This is a genomic window from Achromobacter sp. SD115 (assembly GCF_017355315.1).
In the GTDB taxonomy this organism is placed as follows: domain Bacteria; phylum Pseudomonadota; class Gammaproteobacteria; order Burkholderiales; family Burkholderiaceae_B; genus Achromobacter; species Achromobacter xylosoxidans_B.
In genome coordinates, this window is sequence record NZ_JADIJM010000005.1 from 211,534 (window position 1) to 225,727 (window position 14,194).

The 14,194-nt window shown below is 67.4% G+C and carries 14 protein-coding genes; 5 read left to right on the forward strand and 9 right to left on the reverse strand.

The window, feature by feature from the left end; translation table 11 throughout:
* Window positions 1-5: 5 nt before the first annotated feature.
* The 5 genes from IPU70_RS09545 to IPU70_RS09565 all read right to left on the reverse strand — a co-directional run bounded on the left by IPU70_RS09545 (window position 6) and on the right by IPU70_RS09565 (window position 5,219).
* A complete protein-coding gene (locus IPU70_RS09545) occupies window positions 6-926 on the reverse strand; it encodes a branched-chain amino acid ABC transporter permease (protein WP_207466771.1) in 921 nt (306 codons plus the stop codon).
* A gap of 19 nt (window positions 927-945) precedes the next feature.
* Complete coding sequence (locus IPU70_RS09550) at window positions 946-2,121, reverse strand: ABC transporter substrate-binding protein (RefSeq protein ID WP_013393169.1); 1,176 nt, start codon at window positions 2,119-2,121, stop codon at window positions 946-948.
* 61 nt (window positions 2,122-2,182) lie between these two features.
* On the reverse strand, window positions 2,183-3,637 hold the full coding sequence (locus IPU70_RS09555) for a 2-hydroxymuconic semialdehyde dehydrogenase (RefSeq protein WP_207466772.1): 1,455 nt from the start codon (window positions 3,635-3,637) through the stop codon (window positions 2,183-2,185).
* Window positions 3,634-4,344 (reverse strand): class II aldolase/adducin family protein, encoded by a 711-nt coding sequence (locus IPU70_RS09560; RefSeq protein WP_207466999.1) that lies wholly within the window; start codon window positions 4,342-4,344, stop codon window positions 3,634-3,636. Before IPU70_RS09560 ends, IPU70_RS09555 begins: the two co-directional genes overlap by 4 nt.
* Before the next feature lie 11 nt (window positions 4,345-4,355).
* Window positions 4,356-5,219 (reverse strand): VOC family protein, encoded by an 864-nt coding sequence (locus IPU70_RS09565; RefSeq protein ID WP_207466775.1) that lies wholly within the window; start codon window positions 5,217-5,219, stop codon window positions 4,356-4,358.
* Between the two features lie 138 nt (window positions 5,220-5,357).
* On the opposite strand from IPU70_RS09565, the gene IPU70_RS09570 reads away from it, so the two are divergent.
* Entirely contained in the window at window positions 5,358-6,071 is a 714-nt protein-coding gene (locus IPU70_RS09570; RefSeq protein WP_207466776.1) for a GntR family transcriptional regulator, read from the forward strand.
* A gap of 365 nt (window positions 6,072-6,436) precedes the next feature.
* Window positions 6,437-8,323, forward strand: coding sequence for an ABC transporter ATP-binding protein (locus IPU70_RS09575; protein ID WP_207466779.1), 1,887 nt, complete (start codon window positions 6,437-6,439; stop codon window positions 8,321-8,323).
* Window positions 8,324-8,366: 43 nt separating this feature from the next.
* Here IPU70_RS09575 and IPU70_RS09580 read toward each other — a convergent pair whose 3' ends face one another.
* Window positions 8,367-8,990 (reverse strand): LysE family translocator, encoded by a 624-nt coding sequence (locus tag IPU70_RS09580; RefSeq protein ID WP_242702400.1) that lies wholly within the window; start codon window positions 8,988-8,990, stop codon window positions 8,367-8,369.
* A 142-nt stretch (window positions 8,991-9,132) separates the two neighbouring features.
* Here IPU70_RS09580 and IPU70_RS09585 point away from each other — a divergent pair, with 142 nt between their 5' ends.
* Window positions 9,133-9,615 carry an Lrp/AsnC family transcriptional regulator gene (locus IPU70_RS09585; RefSeq protein ID WP_207466783.1) on the forward strand — a complete coding sequence of 161 codons (483 nt, stop codon included), beginning with the start codon at window positions 9,133-9,135 and terminating at the stop codon, window positions 9,613-9,615.
* Window positions 9,616-9,645: 30 nt separating this feature from the next.
* On the opposite strand, the gene IPU70_RS09590 is transcribed toward IPU70_RS09585, so the two are convergent.
* Window positions 9,646-10,320 carry a DJ-1/PfpI family protein gene (locus IPU70_RS09590; protein WP_207466784.1) on the reverse strand — a complete coding sequence of 225 codons (675 nt, stop codon included), beginning with the start codon at window positions 10,318-10,320 and terminating at the stop codon, window positions 9,646-9,648.
* Window positions 10,321-10,410: 90 nt separating this feature from the next.
* Here IPU70_RS09590 and IPU70_RS09595 point away from each other — a divergent pair, with 90 nt between their 5' ends.
* Entirely contained in the window at window positions 10,411-11,310 is a 900-nt protein-coding gene (locus tag IPU70_RS09595; RefSeq protein ID WP_207467001.1) for an AraC family transcriptional regulator, read from the forward strand.
* A gap of 23 nt (window positions 11,311-11,333) precedes the next feature.
* Here IPU70_RS09595 and IPU70_RS09600 read toward each other — a convergent pair whose 3' ends face one another.
* The gene (locus tag IPU70_RS09600; RefSeq protein ID WP_207466786.1) at window positions 11,334-12,056 is read right to left on the reverse strand and encodes an SDR family oxidoreductase; all 723 of its coding nucleotides are present in this window, start codon (window positions 12,054-12,056) and stop codon (window positions 11,334-11,336) included.
* Complete coding sequence (locus IPU70_RS09605; RefSeq protein ID WP_207466788.1) at window positions 12,053-13,048, reverse strand: tripartite tricarboxylate transporter substrate binding protein; 996 nt, start codon at window positions 13,046-13,048, stop codon at window positions 12,053-12,055. The genes IPU70_RS09600 and IPU70_RS09605 overlap by 4 nt, the downstream gene beginning before the upstream one ends.
* A gap of 103 nt (window positions 13,049-13,151) precedes the next feature.
* Here IPU70_RS09605 and IPU70_RS09610 point away from each other — a divergent pair, with 103 nt between their 5' ends.
* Window positions 13,152-14,192, forward strand: a complete 1,041-nt coding sequence (locus tag IPU70_RS09610; protein WP_207466790.1) for a cyclase family protein — start codon at window positions 13,152-13,154, stop codon at window positions 14,190-14,192.
* Window positions 14,193-14,194 lie beyond the last annotated feature (2 nt).

The following is a 14,194-nucleotide window of genomic DNA, read 5'->3' on the forward strand; positions in this document are numbered from 1 at the left end:
GCGCGTCAACGCCGCGCCGAGAAGACCAGGCCTTGCGGCCGGAACGCCAGCACCACGGCCATCAGCACGTAGATGAGCATGGAGGCCAGCGCAGGTCCGACCGCGTTGGCGACGGACGCGTCGAACACGGCGCGCAGCATGTCGGGCAGGAAGGCGCGGCCCAGCGTGTCTATCATGGCGATCAGCAGCGCCGCGACCAGCGTGCCGCGCACCGAGCCGATGCCGCCCACCACGATCACCACCAGCGCCAGGATCAGCACGGGCTCGCCCATGCCGGACTGCACCGAGAGGATCGGCCCCGCCAGCGCGCCGGCCACGCCGGCCAGCACCGCCCCCAACAGGAATAGCAGGGTCTTCTGCAGGTCCACGTTGGCGCCCAGCACGCTGGCCATGGGGGCATTGCTGGCGCCGGCGCGGATCAGCATGCCGAAGCGGGTGCGCTGGATCAGGAACCAGGCGCCCAGCGCCACCAGCGCGCCCACGCCGATGATCATCAATCGATACACCGGATAGTCATTGCCGAACAGGCTGACGGCGCCCTCCAGCCCCTGCGGCACGGCGGCGTAATACGGCCGGCTGCCCCAGATGACGGAGGCCAGTTCGTTGAAGAACATCATCAGCCCGAAAGTGGCCAGCACCTGATAGAGGTGGTCGTGCTTGTACAGGGGCCGGGCGATCAGGCGTTCCAGCGCCACGCCCACCAGGCCGCTGCCCGCCACCGCCGCCAGGATGGCGAAGGCGAACGAGCCGCTGGCGTTGTAGGCGGTGGCGCCCAGGAAGGCGCCGATCATGTACAGCGACCCGTGCGCCAGGTTGATGAAGTTCATGATGCCGAAGATCAGGGTCAGCCCCGAGGACAGCAGAAACAGCAAGGCGCCGAGCTGCAGGCCATTGAGCATCTGCGACAACAGCAAGGATCCGTTCATGGGGCGTCTCCCGGGACGGTTACTTCAGCGGGCAGTCCGCCACATAGGCGTCCTGGTGGTCGGTGAACACCTTGGCCAGCTGCTTCAGGCCCACGCCGTCGCCCTCCTTCACGACCTGGTAGGCATACAGGTCCTGCACCGGCATGTTGTTGCTGTTGAAGCGGAACTTGCCGCGCACCGTGGGGAAGTTGGCGCCGGCCGCCTTGACCGCCGCGGCCAGGGCCTTGCTGTCGCCGACCTTGCCGCCCTGCTGCTTGATGGCGGTGTCCAGCAGAAAGGCCGCGTCGTAGCCGCCCACCGCGTACTCGGACGGCAGGCGTCCGTACTTGGCCTTGAAGGCTTCGACGAATTTGCGGTTCGGCGGGTTGTCCAGCGTGGTGGCCCAGGGCGTGCCGTAGATCGCGCCCACCGCCTGCTCCTTCAGCGCCGTCAGCGTGTTGGAGTCGATCAGGCTTTCCGAGAAGAACGGCAGCTTTTCCATCAGGCCAGCCTGGCGCAATTGGCGCACGAAGTTCACGCCCACCCCGCCGGTGTAGAACACGAACAGCGCATCGGGCGAGGCCGACTGCATGCGCGAGATCTCGGCCGAGTAATCGAGCTGCCCCAGTTGGGTATAGATTTCGTCGGACGGCGCTGCGCCATAGAAGCGCTTGAAGCCCGCCAGCTTGTCCTTGCCGGCCTGGTAGTTGGACGACATCAGGTAGGCGCGCTTGTAGCCCTGGTCCTTGACGTACTTGCCCATGGCTTCCGACATGCTGTCGTTCTGCCAGCCCAGCACGAACAGATTCGGCAGGCACATGCGGCCGGCAATCGGCGCGGGCCCGGCGTTGGTGGACAGCGCCACCACGCCCGACTCCTTGATGCGCCGCAGCTCCGCCATCAGCACATTGGAGAAGCCCAGGCCGACGATCACGTCGACCTTATCCTTCTCGATGAACTTCTGCACGATCTGCGCGCCCACGTCGGGCTTGAGCTGGTCGTCGTCGCGGATCACCACGGCCTTCTGGCCGCCCAGGCTGCCGCCCAGTTGCTCGATGCCCAGCATCAGGCCGTCGTACTGGTCCTGGCCCAATGCCGCCTGGGGTCCGGACAGCACCCCGGTAAAGCCGATGCGGATGTCCGCCATTGCGGCGTTGGCCGCGGTCAGGGCCGCGACCGCGGCCAGCGCGGACAGCCCGCGTGCGTATGCTTGCATGCTTAATCTCCTTGGGGGATGGGCGGCGGCGCCGTTCTGCGCGGCGCCTGCCGTATTGACGTCAGAGCTTTACGCAGACATTGCGCAGCTCCGTGTAGAACTCGAGCGAATGCACGCCGCCTTCGCGGCCGATGCCGGACTGCTTGGACCCGCCGAAGGCCGTGCGCAGATCGCGCAGGAACCAGGAATTGATCCAGCAGATGCCCACTTCCAGGGCCTGTCCCATGCGATGGGCGGTCCCCACGTTGCTGGTCCATACCGAGGCCGCCAGACCGTAGGGGGTGGCGTTGGCCAGGGCCACGGCTTCTTCTTCCGTGTCGAAGGGCGCGATATGGCAGCAGGGTCCGAAGATCTCCTGCTGGATCACGGCCGAGGTTTCCGGCAGGCCGGTCCACACGGTGGGCTGGATCCACGCGCCGCCGGCCAGTTCGTCCGGCATGTCCGGCACGCCACCGCCCGCCACCACCGTGGCGCCGTCTTCGCGGGCGCGGGCATAGTAGCCCAGCACCTTGTCGCGGTGGCGCTGCGAAATCAGCGGGCCCAGGTTGACGCCGGGATCCTTCGGGCGACCCAGCTTGAAGCCGCGGGCGCGCTCGCCCAGCGCCGCCACGAAGCGGTCGAAGATCGGCCGCTGCACGTAGACGCGCTCGGTGCCCAGGCAGACCTGCCCGGTGTTGTCGAAAGCAGCGCGGGCGATGCCGGCCACCGCCTTGTCGAAATCCGCGTCGGCGAACACGATGCCCGCGTTCTTGCCGCCCAGTTCAAAAGACACGGGCCGCACGCCCACCGCTGCCGCCTGCATGATGGCTTCGCCGGTACGGGTCTCGCCAGTGAAGGTGATTCCGTCGACCAGCGGATGGCGCGTGAGCTTTTCGCCGGCCGAACCGGGGCCGCGGCCATGCACCACGTTGTACACGCCGGGCGGCACGCCGACCTCGTTCATGACCTCGCCCAGCAGCGTGGCCGTGGCCGGGGTGTCTTCGGAAGGTTTGACCACCACCGTATTGCCGCAGGCCAGCGCCGGCCCCACCTTCCAGGTCATCAGCAGCAGCGGCAGGTTCCACGGGCAGATCACGCCGATCACGCCGCGCGGCACGCGCACGCCGTAGTTCAGGGCATGGCCGCCGTCCGGCGTTTCCAGGTCGAAGGTCTCGTTGGGGATATTGCGCACCAGGTCGGCGAAGATCTTGAAGTTCGCCGCCCCGCGCGGAATGTCCAGATGGCTGGCCAGGTCATAAGGCTTGCCGGTGTCCGCGATCTCGGCGTCGACGAAGTCGTCAAAGCGCCGGATGATGCCGTCGGCCACCGCGTGCAGCAGTTCCACGCGCTGCTGCGTCTTGAGCTTGGCCCAGGGGCCGCGCAACGCCGCCTTGGCGGCCCGCACCGCGGCGTCGACCTCGGCGTCGCCGGCCTCATGGATGCGCCCGATCAGGCGGTTGTCGACGGGATCGCGGTTGTCGAACGTCTTGCCCGTGGCGACCCATTCGCCGTTGATGAAATTGCGGAAATCGGTCATTGCGTCCTCGGTTGTGACAGGTCTGCCAGCGCCGCTTCAGGGTCGCCGGCGGTCAGGTATTCCCACATGCGCTCGTAGATGCGGCCCGTGCCCACGGCGCGGGTCGCCGCCTCGTCGGGAGAGAGCGTGGGCGCGCCTTCGGCCAGGCCGGCCGAACGCAGTTGCCATTCGATGCGCGCGGCATCCTCCAGATACCAGGTCAGCACCACGGCATGCATGAGGGACTCGGCCGCCACCACCGCGCCATTGCCGCGCATGGCCACGGCGCGCGCCGCGCCCAGGGCCTGCGCCACGCCGCGCGCCTGGGCGTCGCTGCGCACCAGCTGCGGATCGTCCCAAAGCGGCACCGCCGGAGAAAAATACGAGCCCATGCCATGGCGCGCCTGCGGCGTCACGCGGGCCGACGACAGCGTCATGACCGTGGGCGGCATGGACCGCACCACCCCGCCCACTTCGGGACGCATGCGGTAGATGTGCTGATGGATGCGGACTTCGCCCAGCACGCCCTCGGGCAGTTCGCCGTGCACCGGCACCACCGTGCCCGCCTCGCCCGGCTCGATCAGGCCCATGGGCCGCGCCGCGCACACCAGGAAGTAGTCGGCGTCGAGCCGGCTGCTGCAATGGCCGTAGGCGTGGACCAGTCCGGCGCGGGCCAGGCCGCGCGCCGCCACCCGCACCAGGGCTTCCTGACCGGCATCAACCTTCATCGGCGCGGCGCTCACGTCTTGAACTCCGGGATGTCAGGCTTGGCGCCCCACATGCAGAACGAGGACGGCACGGCGGGGAAGCTGCGCGGGCGGTAGGTCTTTTCGTCTTCGGCGGTGATCAGGCGCACGCCGGTGGAGTATTCGTAGATCATGCCGTCGGGGCCGTCGAAGTACAGGAACATCGCCCCCGAGGTCGGATGCCGCCCCGGGCCGAAGCGGATCGGCACGTTCCATTCCTTCAGCTGATACCAGGCGCGCATGATGTCGTCGATGCTCTCGACCTGGTGGTTGATGTGCTGCACGCCCGGATAGCTGGAGGGGAACAGCGCGATCTTGTGATGCACTTCGTCGATGCGCAGCAGCGGCGCTTCGCCGATGCGGTCGCTGACCCGGGCCGACAGCAAACCGGTCCAGAAGGCCTCGTCGCGCCGTGCGTCCAGCGTGCGCAGGCCAATATGCGAAAAACCCGTCACGCCGGCATCGCGGCTGGGGAAATAGCGGCGGCCGCTATGGTGCGGCGCGTGCACCAGTTCGATGCGGTTGCCGGACGGGTCGATGAAGCTGAGGAAATCGCGCACGTAGCGCTGCTCTGCGTCCTCGCGCTTGCCTGCGGCGACCTGGTAGCCGCTACGCTCCAGCACCGCGCCGGCATGCTCCAGTTCCTCGGTCGTGTCGACTTCGAACGCCGTGGTGTGGTCGCGCGGATCGCCTTCGAAGTAGCACAGGGTGTGGTCGCGGGAGTCGGACTTGAAATAGACCGCGCCGTGCTCCTTGCGCGCCACTTCCAGCCCCAGCACCGCGGTCGCGTATCGGACCGCGGATTCCAGGTCGCGGGTACCCAGCCGGACATACCGGATGTCGTGTAGCCGTATCACTGCTTGTCTCCAGGTTGCGTCTGCCGCCGGCTTCATGCCGGTCGTCGTCTCGACGCTTTTTTCTACGATAAGCAGCATAAATCTCGGCGTCAATAATTTTTATCGAGATTTTTTGAACACGGTGATAAAGTAGCTTCCATGTCAGACGGCGCCACCCTCCCCCCGCTCGCCCATTCTGCCTCGGCCAACACCCTGGTCGGCGCGGCCTATGTCAACCTGCGCCGCGACATCATCCAGGGCGTGCATCCGCCAGGCTCACGGCTTCGGGTCGAACACCTGAAGGACGATTACGGCGTGGGCGCGGGCACGCTGCGCGAAGCGCTGGCGCTGCTGGTGTCGGACGCGCTGGTCATCGCGCAGGGACAGCGCGGCTTTCACGTCACGCCGATTTCGCTGGAAGACTTCCGCGACATCACCGAAAACCGCGTGCTGCTCGAAACCCAGGCCCTGCGCCAGTCCATCGCCCTGGGCGACGACGACTGGGAAAGCGCCGTGCTCGCGGCCTTCCACCGCTTGAGCAAGGCCGAACAGCGCCTGGCCGCCGACCCCGACACCCGCTTTGAAGAGTGGGAGCAGCGCAATCGCGAGTTCCACCGCGAACTGATCCGCGCCTGCCCCTCGCGCTGGCTGCATCATTTCCTGGGCATCCTGTACCAGCAGGCCGAGCGCTACCGCCGCCTGACCGTCACGCGCAAACCTATCGCCCGCAATCTGGACGACGAACATAAAGGCATTCTGGACGCCACGCTGGCCCGCGACGCCGACCGCGCCTGTGACCTGCTGGCCGCCCACATCCGCCTGACCTACGACGCCGTGGCCCGCCTGCCGCCGGACCTGTTCACGCCGGATTGAAAACCACGCCGTGAAAGCCACGCCAGTTGAAAAAAACCCACACTGGCGCGCGCTTACCCGTTGATTCGCCTACACCACTTCTATAGAATCTTCAATTCGGGCCTCTGCCCATTCCTTTTTCCCCACATCTCACACCACTGGGAGGCGCAAGATGATGAATCCGCATACCGCCATCCCGCGCGTGTCTCCGCGACGCCATTAAGTCGTCGCCCGCGCGGACCCATCGCTGGATGCCTATCTAGCGACTGGTCCTCCGTGCCCGCCCCAAAAACCTAAACGCAATCGCCCGCGCCTACCTGCGCAGGCCGTTCCTTCCTCTTTCCACACAAGGACACCCGGCGTCCTGGTGCCGCCGGGCCATTGCAATGGCCAGAAAAAAAATCGATCTACGAGGACAGACCTTCAAGGAAGTCCTGGGCTTTACCTTCCGCCATTGGCGCGCGCAACCCTGGCGCACCTCCGGCATCATCGTGCTCGCCCTGCTGTCGGCGGTGACCGACGTGCTGACGCCGCTGTACGCGGGCAAACTGGTCGACGCCGTGGCCTCGGGCGCGGCCGGCGACGAAATCGTCTGGAGCGCGGCCCTCACCGCCTTCTGGCTGCTGCTCGCGCTGGGCATCGGCGGCACGCTGCTGCGCCAGGCCGTGTTCCAGAACATCATCACCTTCACGCTGAAGATGATGAACGGCATCGTGTCCAGCGCGTTCTACCGCGTGCAGCGTTTCTCCACGGACTGGCACGCCAATAGTTTCGCCGGCTCCACGGTGCGCAAGATCACGCGCGGCATGTGGGCGGTGGACATCCTGAACGACACGCTGCTGATCGCGCTGCTGCCCTCGGTCGTGATGCTGGTGGGCGCCACCGCCCTGCTGGGCGTGCACTGGCCGATCATGGGCCTGGTGGTGGGCCTGGGCTCGGTGCTGTACATCGCCGTGACCGCGGCGCTGTCGCTGGGCTATGTGGCGCCGGCGGCGCGACTGGGCAACGCCTGGGACACCCGCATGGGCGGCGCCCTGGCCGACGCCGTCAGCTGCAATGCGGTCGTCAAGGCCTTCGGCGCCGAAGAACGCGAAGAAGTCAGGCTGGACCGCGTCGTCGACAAATGGCGCCGCCGCACCCGCCGCACCTGGATCCGCGGCACCATCAATGGCGGTATCCAGGGCGCCATGCTGGTCGCCATGCAGGCGGGCATCCTGGGCGCGTCGCTGCTGCTGTGGTCGCGCGGCCAGGCCAGCGTGGGCGACATCACTTTCGCCCTGACGATGTTCTTCATGCTGCAGGGCTACCTGCGCGACGTGGGCATGCACATCCGCAACCTGCAACGCTCGGTCAACGACATGGAAGAACTGGTCGCGCTGGAAAAGCAGCCGCTGGGCGTGGACGACAGGCCCGGCGCGGGCGAGCTGCGCGTCACGGCTGGCGAGATCCGCTTCGAAGACGTGACGTTCCGCTATGGCGCGCACGACAAGGCGCTGTACGACCAGTTCTCGGTGCGCATCGCGCCGGGCGAGCGGGTCGGCCTGGTTGGCCATTCGGGCTCGGGCAAGACCACGTTCATCAAGCTGATCCAGCGCCTGTATGACGTGAACGACGGCCGCATCACGATCGACGGGCAGGACATCGCCCAGGCACTGCAGGCGTCCTTGCGCAGCCAGATCGCCATCGTGCAGCAGGAACCCGTACTGTTCCACCGCACGCTGGCGGAGAACATCGCCTATGCCCGTCCCGGCGCCACGCAGGCCGAGATCGAGCAGGCGGCGCGGCTGGCCAGCGCCCATGACTTCATCATGGCGCTGCCCAAGGGCTACGACACGCTGGTCGGCGAACGCGGCGTCAAGCTGTCGGGCGGCGAGCGCCAGCGCGTGGCCCTGGCCCGGGCCTTCCTGGCCGATGCGCCCATCCTGATCCTGGACGAAGCCACGTCCAGCCTGGATAGCGAAAGCGAAGTGCTGATCCAGCAGGCCATGGACCGCCTGATGGTGGGCCGCACCACGCTCGTCGTGGCGCACCGCCTGTCCACGGTGCGGGCGCTGGACCGCCTGCTGGTGATGGACCGCGGCCGCATCATCGAGGAAGGCAGCCACGACGCGCTGATCCGCCTGAAGGGCGGCCTGTACCGGCGCCTGTTCGAGCGCCAGGCGCTGGAGCTGACCAAGGGGCTGACGCAGTCGGAGCTGCTGGAGGACGGCGCCGTCCCGCCGCGGCCGAAGGACGAGGAAGCCGACGAGTCCTCGTACGCTTACGCCAAGTAAGCGTGACCGCCGGCCTCGCAGCGCCAACCGCAGGGCCGGCGCTTCAGGCCGGACGCTGGGCGACGGTCAGGCGCAGGCCGAAGCCGATCAGCGCCAGTCCGAACACCCGGCTCTGGATCTTCTGCGCCCGGGGGCTGGCCGACATCCAGCGCCCCACCACCCCACCCGCCAGCGCGCACAACACGTCCAGGACGAGGCCCAGGCTGACCAGGATCACGCCCAGCACGGCGAATTGCTGGCCTATCGGGCCCTGGGCGGGCGATACGAACTGGGGCAGCAGCACCGAGCAGAACAACAAGGCCTTGGGATTGAGCACATTGGTCAGCACGCCGCTCAGGAGCGCCGGCCCCAGCCCCGCGCGCTTCGCAGGCGCCTGTCCGGCGGCGTCGTAGGAAACCGGTCCCGCGCGCAACAGCCGCACTCCCAACCAGACCAGATAGCAGCCGCCCACCGTGCGCGCCGCATCGAAGGCCCAGGGGTGAGTCTTGAACAGCGCCGCGAGTCCCAGCGCGGCCAGGGTCACGTGCGCGGCCCGCGCGATGGCCAGCCCCACGGCCACCGCCAGCGCCTGCCCCCTGCCGCGCAGCACGCCGGTCTCCAGCAGCAGGATCATGTCGGGTCCTGGCACGACATAGACGATCAGCAAAGCCCCCAGAAACATCGCCATATCCGTCATTTTCCTGCTCCTTTTCGTCCAGTCCCAGGCGACCATTCTAGGAAAACCGGGCTGGCATGTGCGTTCTATTCATGCCAGTGGATTTATGATGATTGGCATATTCCACCAATCCATAAATCCTGAATTCAATTTCATGCCAAAACGTGAACTGGACGCCTACGACCGCCGGATCCTCGAAGCCCTGCAGCAGAACGGCCGGCTGACCAATGTCGAACTCGCCGAACAGATCGGCCTGTCCCCCTCCCCCTGCCTGCGGCGGGTGCGGCTGCTGGAAGAAGCCGGCGTCATCCAGGGATACGAGGCCCGCCTGGCGCCGGACGAGGTCGGCCTGGGCCTGACCGTCTTCGTCGGCATCAAGGTGGAACGGCACCACGAAAAGGACTCGGCCTTGTTCCGCAAGGAAGTCAGCACCTTGCCGGAAGTCATCGCAGCCCACCTGGTGTCGGGCGAATCCGACTTCCTGCTGCAGGTCGTGGTGCCCGACCTGCGCGCCTATGAGCGCTTCCTATTGGGCACGCTATTGAAGCTGCCCGGCGTCAAGGACATCCGCAGCAACTTCGCCATCCAGACCGTCAAACCGCAAAGCCCGCTGCCGCTGGATCATCTGGGGAAATAGGCGCGCCCACTCCCGTGCACGAGGACGGGTTCAAACCATCGCCGCCGCGGCCCGGTCCACCGCTTGCGTGCGGCGCTCGAAGCGCGCCTGCGATATCTCCAGATAACGCTGCACCACGGCCGGCTCGGAGGTCTTGGGCGTCCCCCCGGGGAACGGCGGCTGGGGGTCGTACTCGATCTGCAGCTGGATCAGCTTGGCCACGTCCTCGCCGCACAGCAGCGCCACCACTTTCAGCCCCATGTCGATGCCCGACGTCACGCCGCCGGCGGTGAACAGATTGCCGTCCACGCACATGCGTTCGTCGCTGGGTATGGCGCCGAAGCGCGACAGCAGTTCACGCGCGCGCCAATGACTGGAGGCGCGCTTGCCGCGCAGCAGCCCCGCCGCGCCCAGCAACAGCGAACCGGTGCAGATGCCGAACACATAGCGCGCCGCCAGCCCCTGCGCACGCGTGAACGCTACCCAGTCGGCGTCGACAATGGCATCATCCGTGCCCGGCCCGCCCGGCACCACCAGCAGATCGCAGGGCGGCGCCGACGCGATGGTCTGCGTAGGCACGAAACACAGCCCGCGATCGCTGCGCACCGGGTCGCGCGTTTTTGCGACAAAATCCACGGTGAAGCCCGGCGCGCCGGCCAGCACTTCGTACGGTCCGGTCATATCCAGCTGGGTCAGCCCCTCGAACAAGAGAAAATTCACATGCATGACGATGCTCCGTTAGAAACGACGACTTCCAGCATAGGCGGACGCGCCAGGACGCGCGCGCCAAATTCAGCGCCGGATGCGCCATTGCGCGTGCTGTTCGTCCTGTACGACGGTTTCCAGCCGCTGGACCTGGCCGGCCCCTGGCAAGCCTTCAGTTCGGCCAACGAGGAAGCTGGCCGCAAGCTCTACCGCCTGGGCACCATCGCCGCCACGCCGCTGGTCGCCACCTGGGAACAGGGCCTGCGCATGCAGGTGGATGGCACCTTTGCCGACGATGGCGACGAGCCCCTGGACATGGTGTTCGTACCCGGCGGCCCCGGCGCGGATTTCGCAGGAGCCCATGGCGAGACGCGGGCCTGGCTGCGCCGCCGCGACGCGGATGCCAAGCGCACGTGCAGCGTCTGCACCGGCGCCTTCGTGCTGGCCGCGGCCGGCCTGCTGGACGGCCGCGCCGTCACCACCCACTGGCGCTCGGCCGACCGCCTGCGCCAACTCCACCCCGCCCTGCGCGTCGAGGACGACCGCATCTACATCGAAAGCGGCAAGTACTGGACCTCGGCCGGCGTCACTGCCGGCATCGACTTGGCGTTGGCGCTGATCGAACGCGACTTCGGCGCGGACCTGTCACAGCGGGTCGCACGCCGGCTGGTGGTCTTCATGCGGCGCAACGGCGACCAGCGCCAATACAGCCAGGCGCTGCGCTTGCAGGACCGCGTGGCCGCGCCGTTCCGGGAGCTGGTGGAAAGAATCGAGGCGCAGCTCTCGGCGCGCTGGTCGGTCGACGACATGGCCGACGCCTGCCAGATGTCGCGCCGCACCTTCCAGCGCAAGTTCGCCGCGCATTTCGGCGTGGCACCCACGGAAGTGCTCAAGCGCCTGCGCCTGGAACGGGCGCAGGCGCTGGCGGCGTCCGGCAAGCTGTCCAGGAAGGAAATGGCGCGCGAGTTCGCGATACACGCGACGCCACCAGGGACGGCGCCGGAGGCCTGAGCCATTACACAAACAGTGAGCGGCTAGGCTGCAAGCCCCACCGACACGCCGCCGCACACATACAGCATCTGCCCCGTCATGAAACCCGCGCGCGGGTCCATGAACATGGACACCGCATGCGCGACCTCTTCGGGCCGGCCCACGCGACCCACAGGAATCGAAGCCTCCAGCGCCAAGGTCTGCGGCGCTCCGGGCGGATTGGACTGGTTGAACAGCTCCGTCGCGATGGGTCCGGGCGCCACGGTGTTCACTGTGATGCCGCTGCCCGCCAGCTCCAGCGCCCAGGTCCGGGTCATGCCCGCAAGCGCCGCCTTGGACGCGCCGTAGACGGTGCGTCCATCTTTGCCCAGCGCGGCGCGGCTGCCGATGTTCACCACCCGCCCATGGCCCGCCGCCCGCATGCCGGGCAGCAGGGCCTGCAGCAGCAGGACCGGCGCCGTGACGTTCAGCGCCATGATCCGCGCCATCTGCTCCTGGGTCACGTCACCGATGCGCGCAACCTGGATCATGCCGGCGTTGTTGACCAGGTGCAGGACCTGGCGCTGCGCCGCCAGCTCCTGCGCGGCTGCGATGGTGGCCGACGCGTCGCCCAGGTCGACCGACCGGAACGTCTCGCCACGCAGCAGCGCCTCCGGCGCGCCGCGGCTGAAATTGACGACTTCAAAGCCATCTTCGATCAGGCGCGCGATGATGGCGCGGCCTATGCCCCGGCTGCCGCCGGTGACCAGTGCAGTGGGCGTGTTCATTGCGCGGTGATTCCCTTGTCCTTGATGAGTCCGCCCCATTTCTTGCGCTCTGCCGCCTCGAAGGCCCCCAGGTCCGCGCCGAAGAGCGTTCCGGGCTTGGCGCCCATGCCGGCGAAGTTGGCCGCGACAGCCGGACTCTTCAGGCCGCTGCGCGCCGCGTCGATCAATTGCTGAACCACCGGCTCAGGCGTGTTGCGCGGGGCGTACAGCGCAAACCAGGCGGTGACGTCGAAGCCCGGCAGGCCGGACTCCGCGACGGTGGGCAGGTTGGGCACCGAGGCATCGCGCGCGGAGGACGTGACGGCCACGCCCCGTATCAGATTGCCGTCCTTGATCTGCGCCAGCGCGCCCGGCAGATTGTCGAACAACAGGTCGACCTGCCCGCCCGCCACGGCCGGCAACGATGCCGACGTGCCCTTGAACGGCACGTGCAGCATGGTCACGCCGGCCATGGCTTCGAAGTAGGCGCCGGTCAGGTGCACCGAGGAACCGATGCCGGGCGACGCATAGGTCAGCTTCTTGTCCTTGGACTGCTGCGCCGCCTTGATCACGTCGGCCACCGTCTTGTAGGGCGACTTGGCGCTGACGGCAATGACGTTGGGCGTGGTGGACACCAGCGCGATGGGCACCAGGTCGCGCTCGGGGTCGAACGCCATGTTGCTGTAGAGAAACTGGTTGATGGTCTGGGTACCGATGGTGCCCAGGCCCAGCGTGTAGCCATCGGGCTTGGCGCGCGCCACGTAGGCCATGCCGATATTGCCGCCCGCGCCCGGCTTGTTCTCGACCAGCACGGTCTGCTTCAGGCCCGGCTCCAGCGCGTGGGCGATGGCACGGCCGAAGATGTCGGCGCCGCCGCCCGGCGGATAAGGCACGACGACGGTGACGGGGTGGTCGGGGTAGCCGGCGGCGTGCGCCGCAGGAAACGTCAGGAAGGCCAGCGCGGCCAGGGCCGGCGCAGTGAGCGCCAACCTGCGATGCAGGAATTGCGTCATGGGCTTGTCTCCTCTCGAACCCGCTGATTGCGGATTTCTTTTTAAAGTACGTAAATACGTACTATATTCATAAGAACATAGAAAACATCCTGGAGACAAGCAGATGAAACGCTGGACCCAACGCCCCGAAGGCTCCACCTGGGGCGACTTCGGCCCGGATGACGAGATCGGCCGCCTGAACCTGCTGACCCAGGAAAAGGTGCTGCAGGCGGTGCGGGAAGTGCGCACGGGCAAGGTGTTCTGCCTGTCCTTGCCGCTGGACCTGCCGGGCGGCAATGTGCTGAATCCGCGCCGCCACGCGCCGGTGCTCAAGCCCACCTTCCGCGAAGGCACGCCTTACCTGAACTTCCAGATGTCCCAGGTGCAGCCAGAAGCCGTGGACGTACTGTCCGACGACCAGGTCACGCTGTCCATGCAGTACTCCACCCAATGGGACGGCCTCTGCCACGTGGGCGCGCTATTCGACATCCAGGGCGACGGCGAGGCGCGCCGCGTCTACTACAACGGCTACGCGGCCGGCGTGGACGTGTTCGGCGGCGCCGATCCCGACAACTCGCCCGACGCCTGCTGCCCACCTGGCGGCTCCTACGCGCGCAAGCTCGGCATCAGCCGCTACGCCGAGAAAGGCATGCAGGGCCGCGGGGTGCTGGTGGACCTGGCGCGCGCCTTCGGCCCCGGCCGCACCGTCGTCGACCACGCCCGTTTGCAGGAAGCCATGCAGGCCCAAAAGGTCTCTGTCGAAAGCGGCGACATGCTGGTGTTGCGCACCGGCTTCGCCGAAGCGATCGTGGCGATGAACGGCCAGCCCGACCCGCACAAACTGGAGCAGACCGGCGCCGTGCTGGACGGCTCCGATCCGGCGCTGCTGGAATGGATCACCCAGTCCGGCATCGCCGCGATCTGCGCCGACAACTACGCGGTCGAAGCCTACCCGGCTCGCACGTCCGGCCCCGGCCACTCGATCCTGCCGCTGCACCACCATTGCCTCTTCAAGCTGGGCGTGCCGCTGGCCGAACTCTGGTACCTGAAAGACCTGGCCGACTGGCTGCACGCGCAGGGCCGCAACCGCTTCCTGCTGACCGCCCCGCCCTTGCGCATGCCTGGCGCGGTCGGTTCTCCCGTGACGCCCATCGCCACGGTGTAAGC

Bases quoted from the DNA above. Each gene is read 5' to 3' on its own strand.
- IPU70_RS09545 (WP_207466771.1), bottom strand. From the start codon at position 926: ATGAACGGATCCTTGCTGTTGTCGCAGATGCTCAATGGCCTGCAGCTC.
- IPU70_RS09550 (WP_013393169.1), bottom strand. From the start codon at position 2,121: ATGCAAGCATACGCACGCGGGCTGTCCGCGCTGGCCGCGGTCGCGGCC.
- IPU70_RS09555 (WP_207466772.1), bottom strand. From the start codon at position 3,637: ATGACCGATTTCCGCAATTTCATCAACGGCGAATGGGTCGCCACGGGC.
- IPU70_RS09560 (WP_207466999.1), bottom strand. From the start codon at position 4,344: ATGAAGGTTGATGCCGGTCAGGAAGCCCTGGTGCGGGTGGCGGCGCGC.
- IPU70_RS09570 (WP_207466776.1), top strand. From the start codon at position 5,358: ATGTCAGACGGCGCCACCCTCCCCCCGCTCGCCCATTCTGCCTCGGCC.
- IPU70_RS09575 (WP_207466779.1), top strand. From the start codon at position 6,437: ATGGCCAGAAAAAAAATCGATCTACGAGGACAGACCTTCAAGGAAGTC.
- IPU70_RS09580 (WP_242702400.1), bottom strand. From the start codon at position 8,990: ATGGCGATGTTTCTGGGGGCTTTGCTGATCGTCTATGTCGTGCCAGGA.
- IPU70_RS09585 (WP_207466783.1), top strand. From the start codon at position 9,133: ATGCCAAAACGTGAACTGGACGCCTACGACCGCCGGATCCTCGAAGCC.
- IPU70_RS09590 (WP_207466784.1), bottom strand. From the start codon at position 10,320: ATGCATGTGAATTTTCTCTTGTTCGAGGGGCTGACCCAGCTGGATATG.
- IPU70_RS09600 (WP_207466786.1), bottom strand. From the start codon at position 12,056: ATGAACACGCCCACTGCACTGGTCACCGGCGGCAGCCGGGGCATAGGC.
- IPU70_RS09605 (WP_207466788.1), bottom strand. From the start codon at position 13,048: ATGACGCAATTCCTGCATCGCAGGTTGGCGCTCACTGCGCCGGCCCTG.
- IPU70_RS09610 (WP_207466790.1), top strand. From the start codon at position 13,152: ATGAAACGCTGGACCCAACGCCCCGAAGGCTCCACCTGGGGCGACTTC.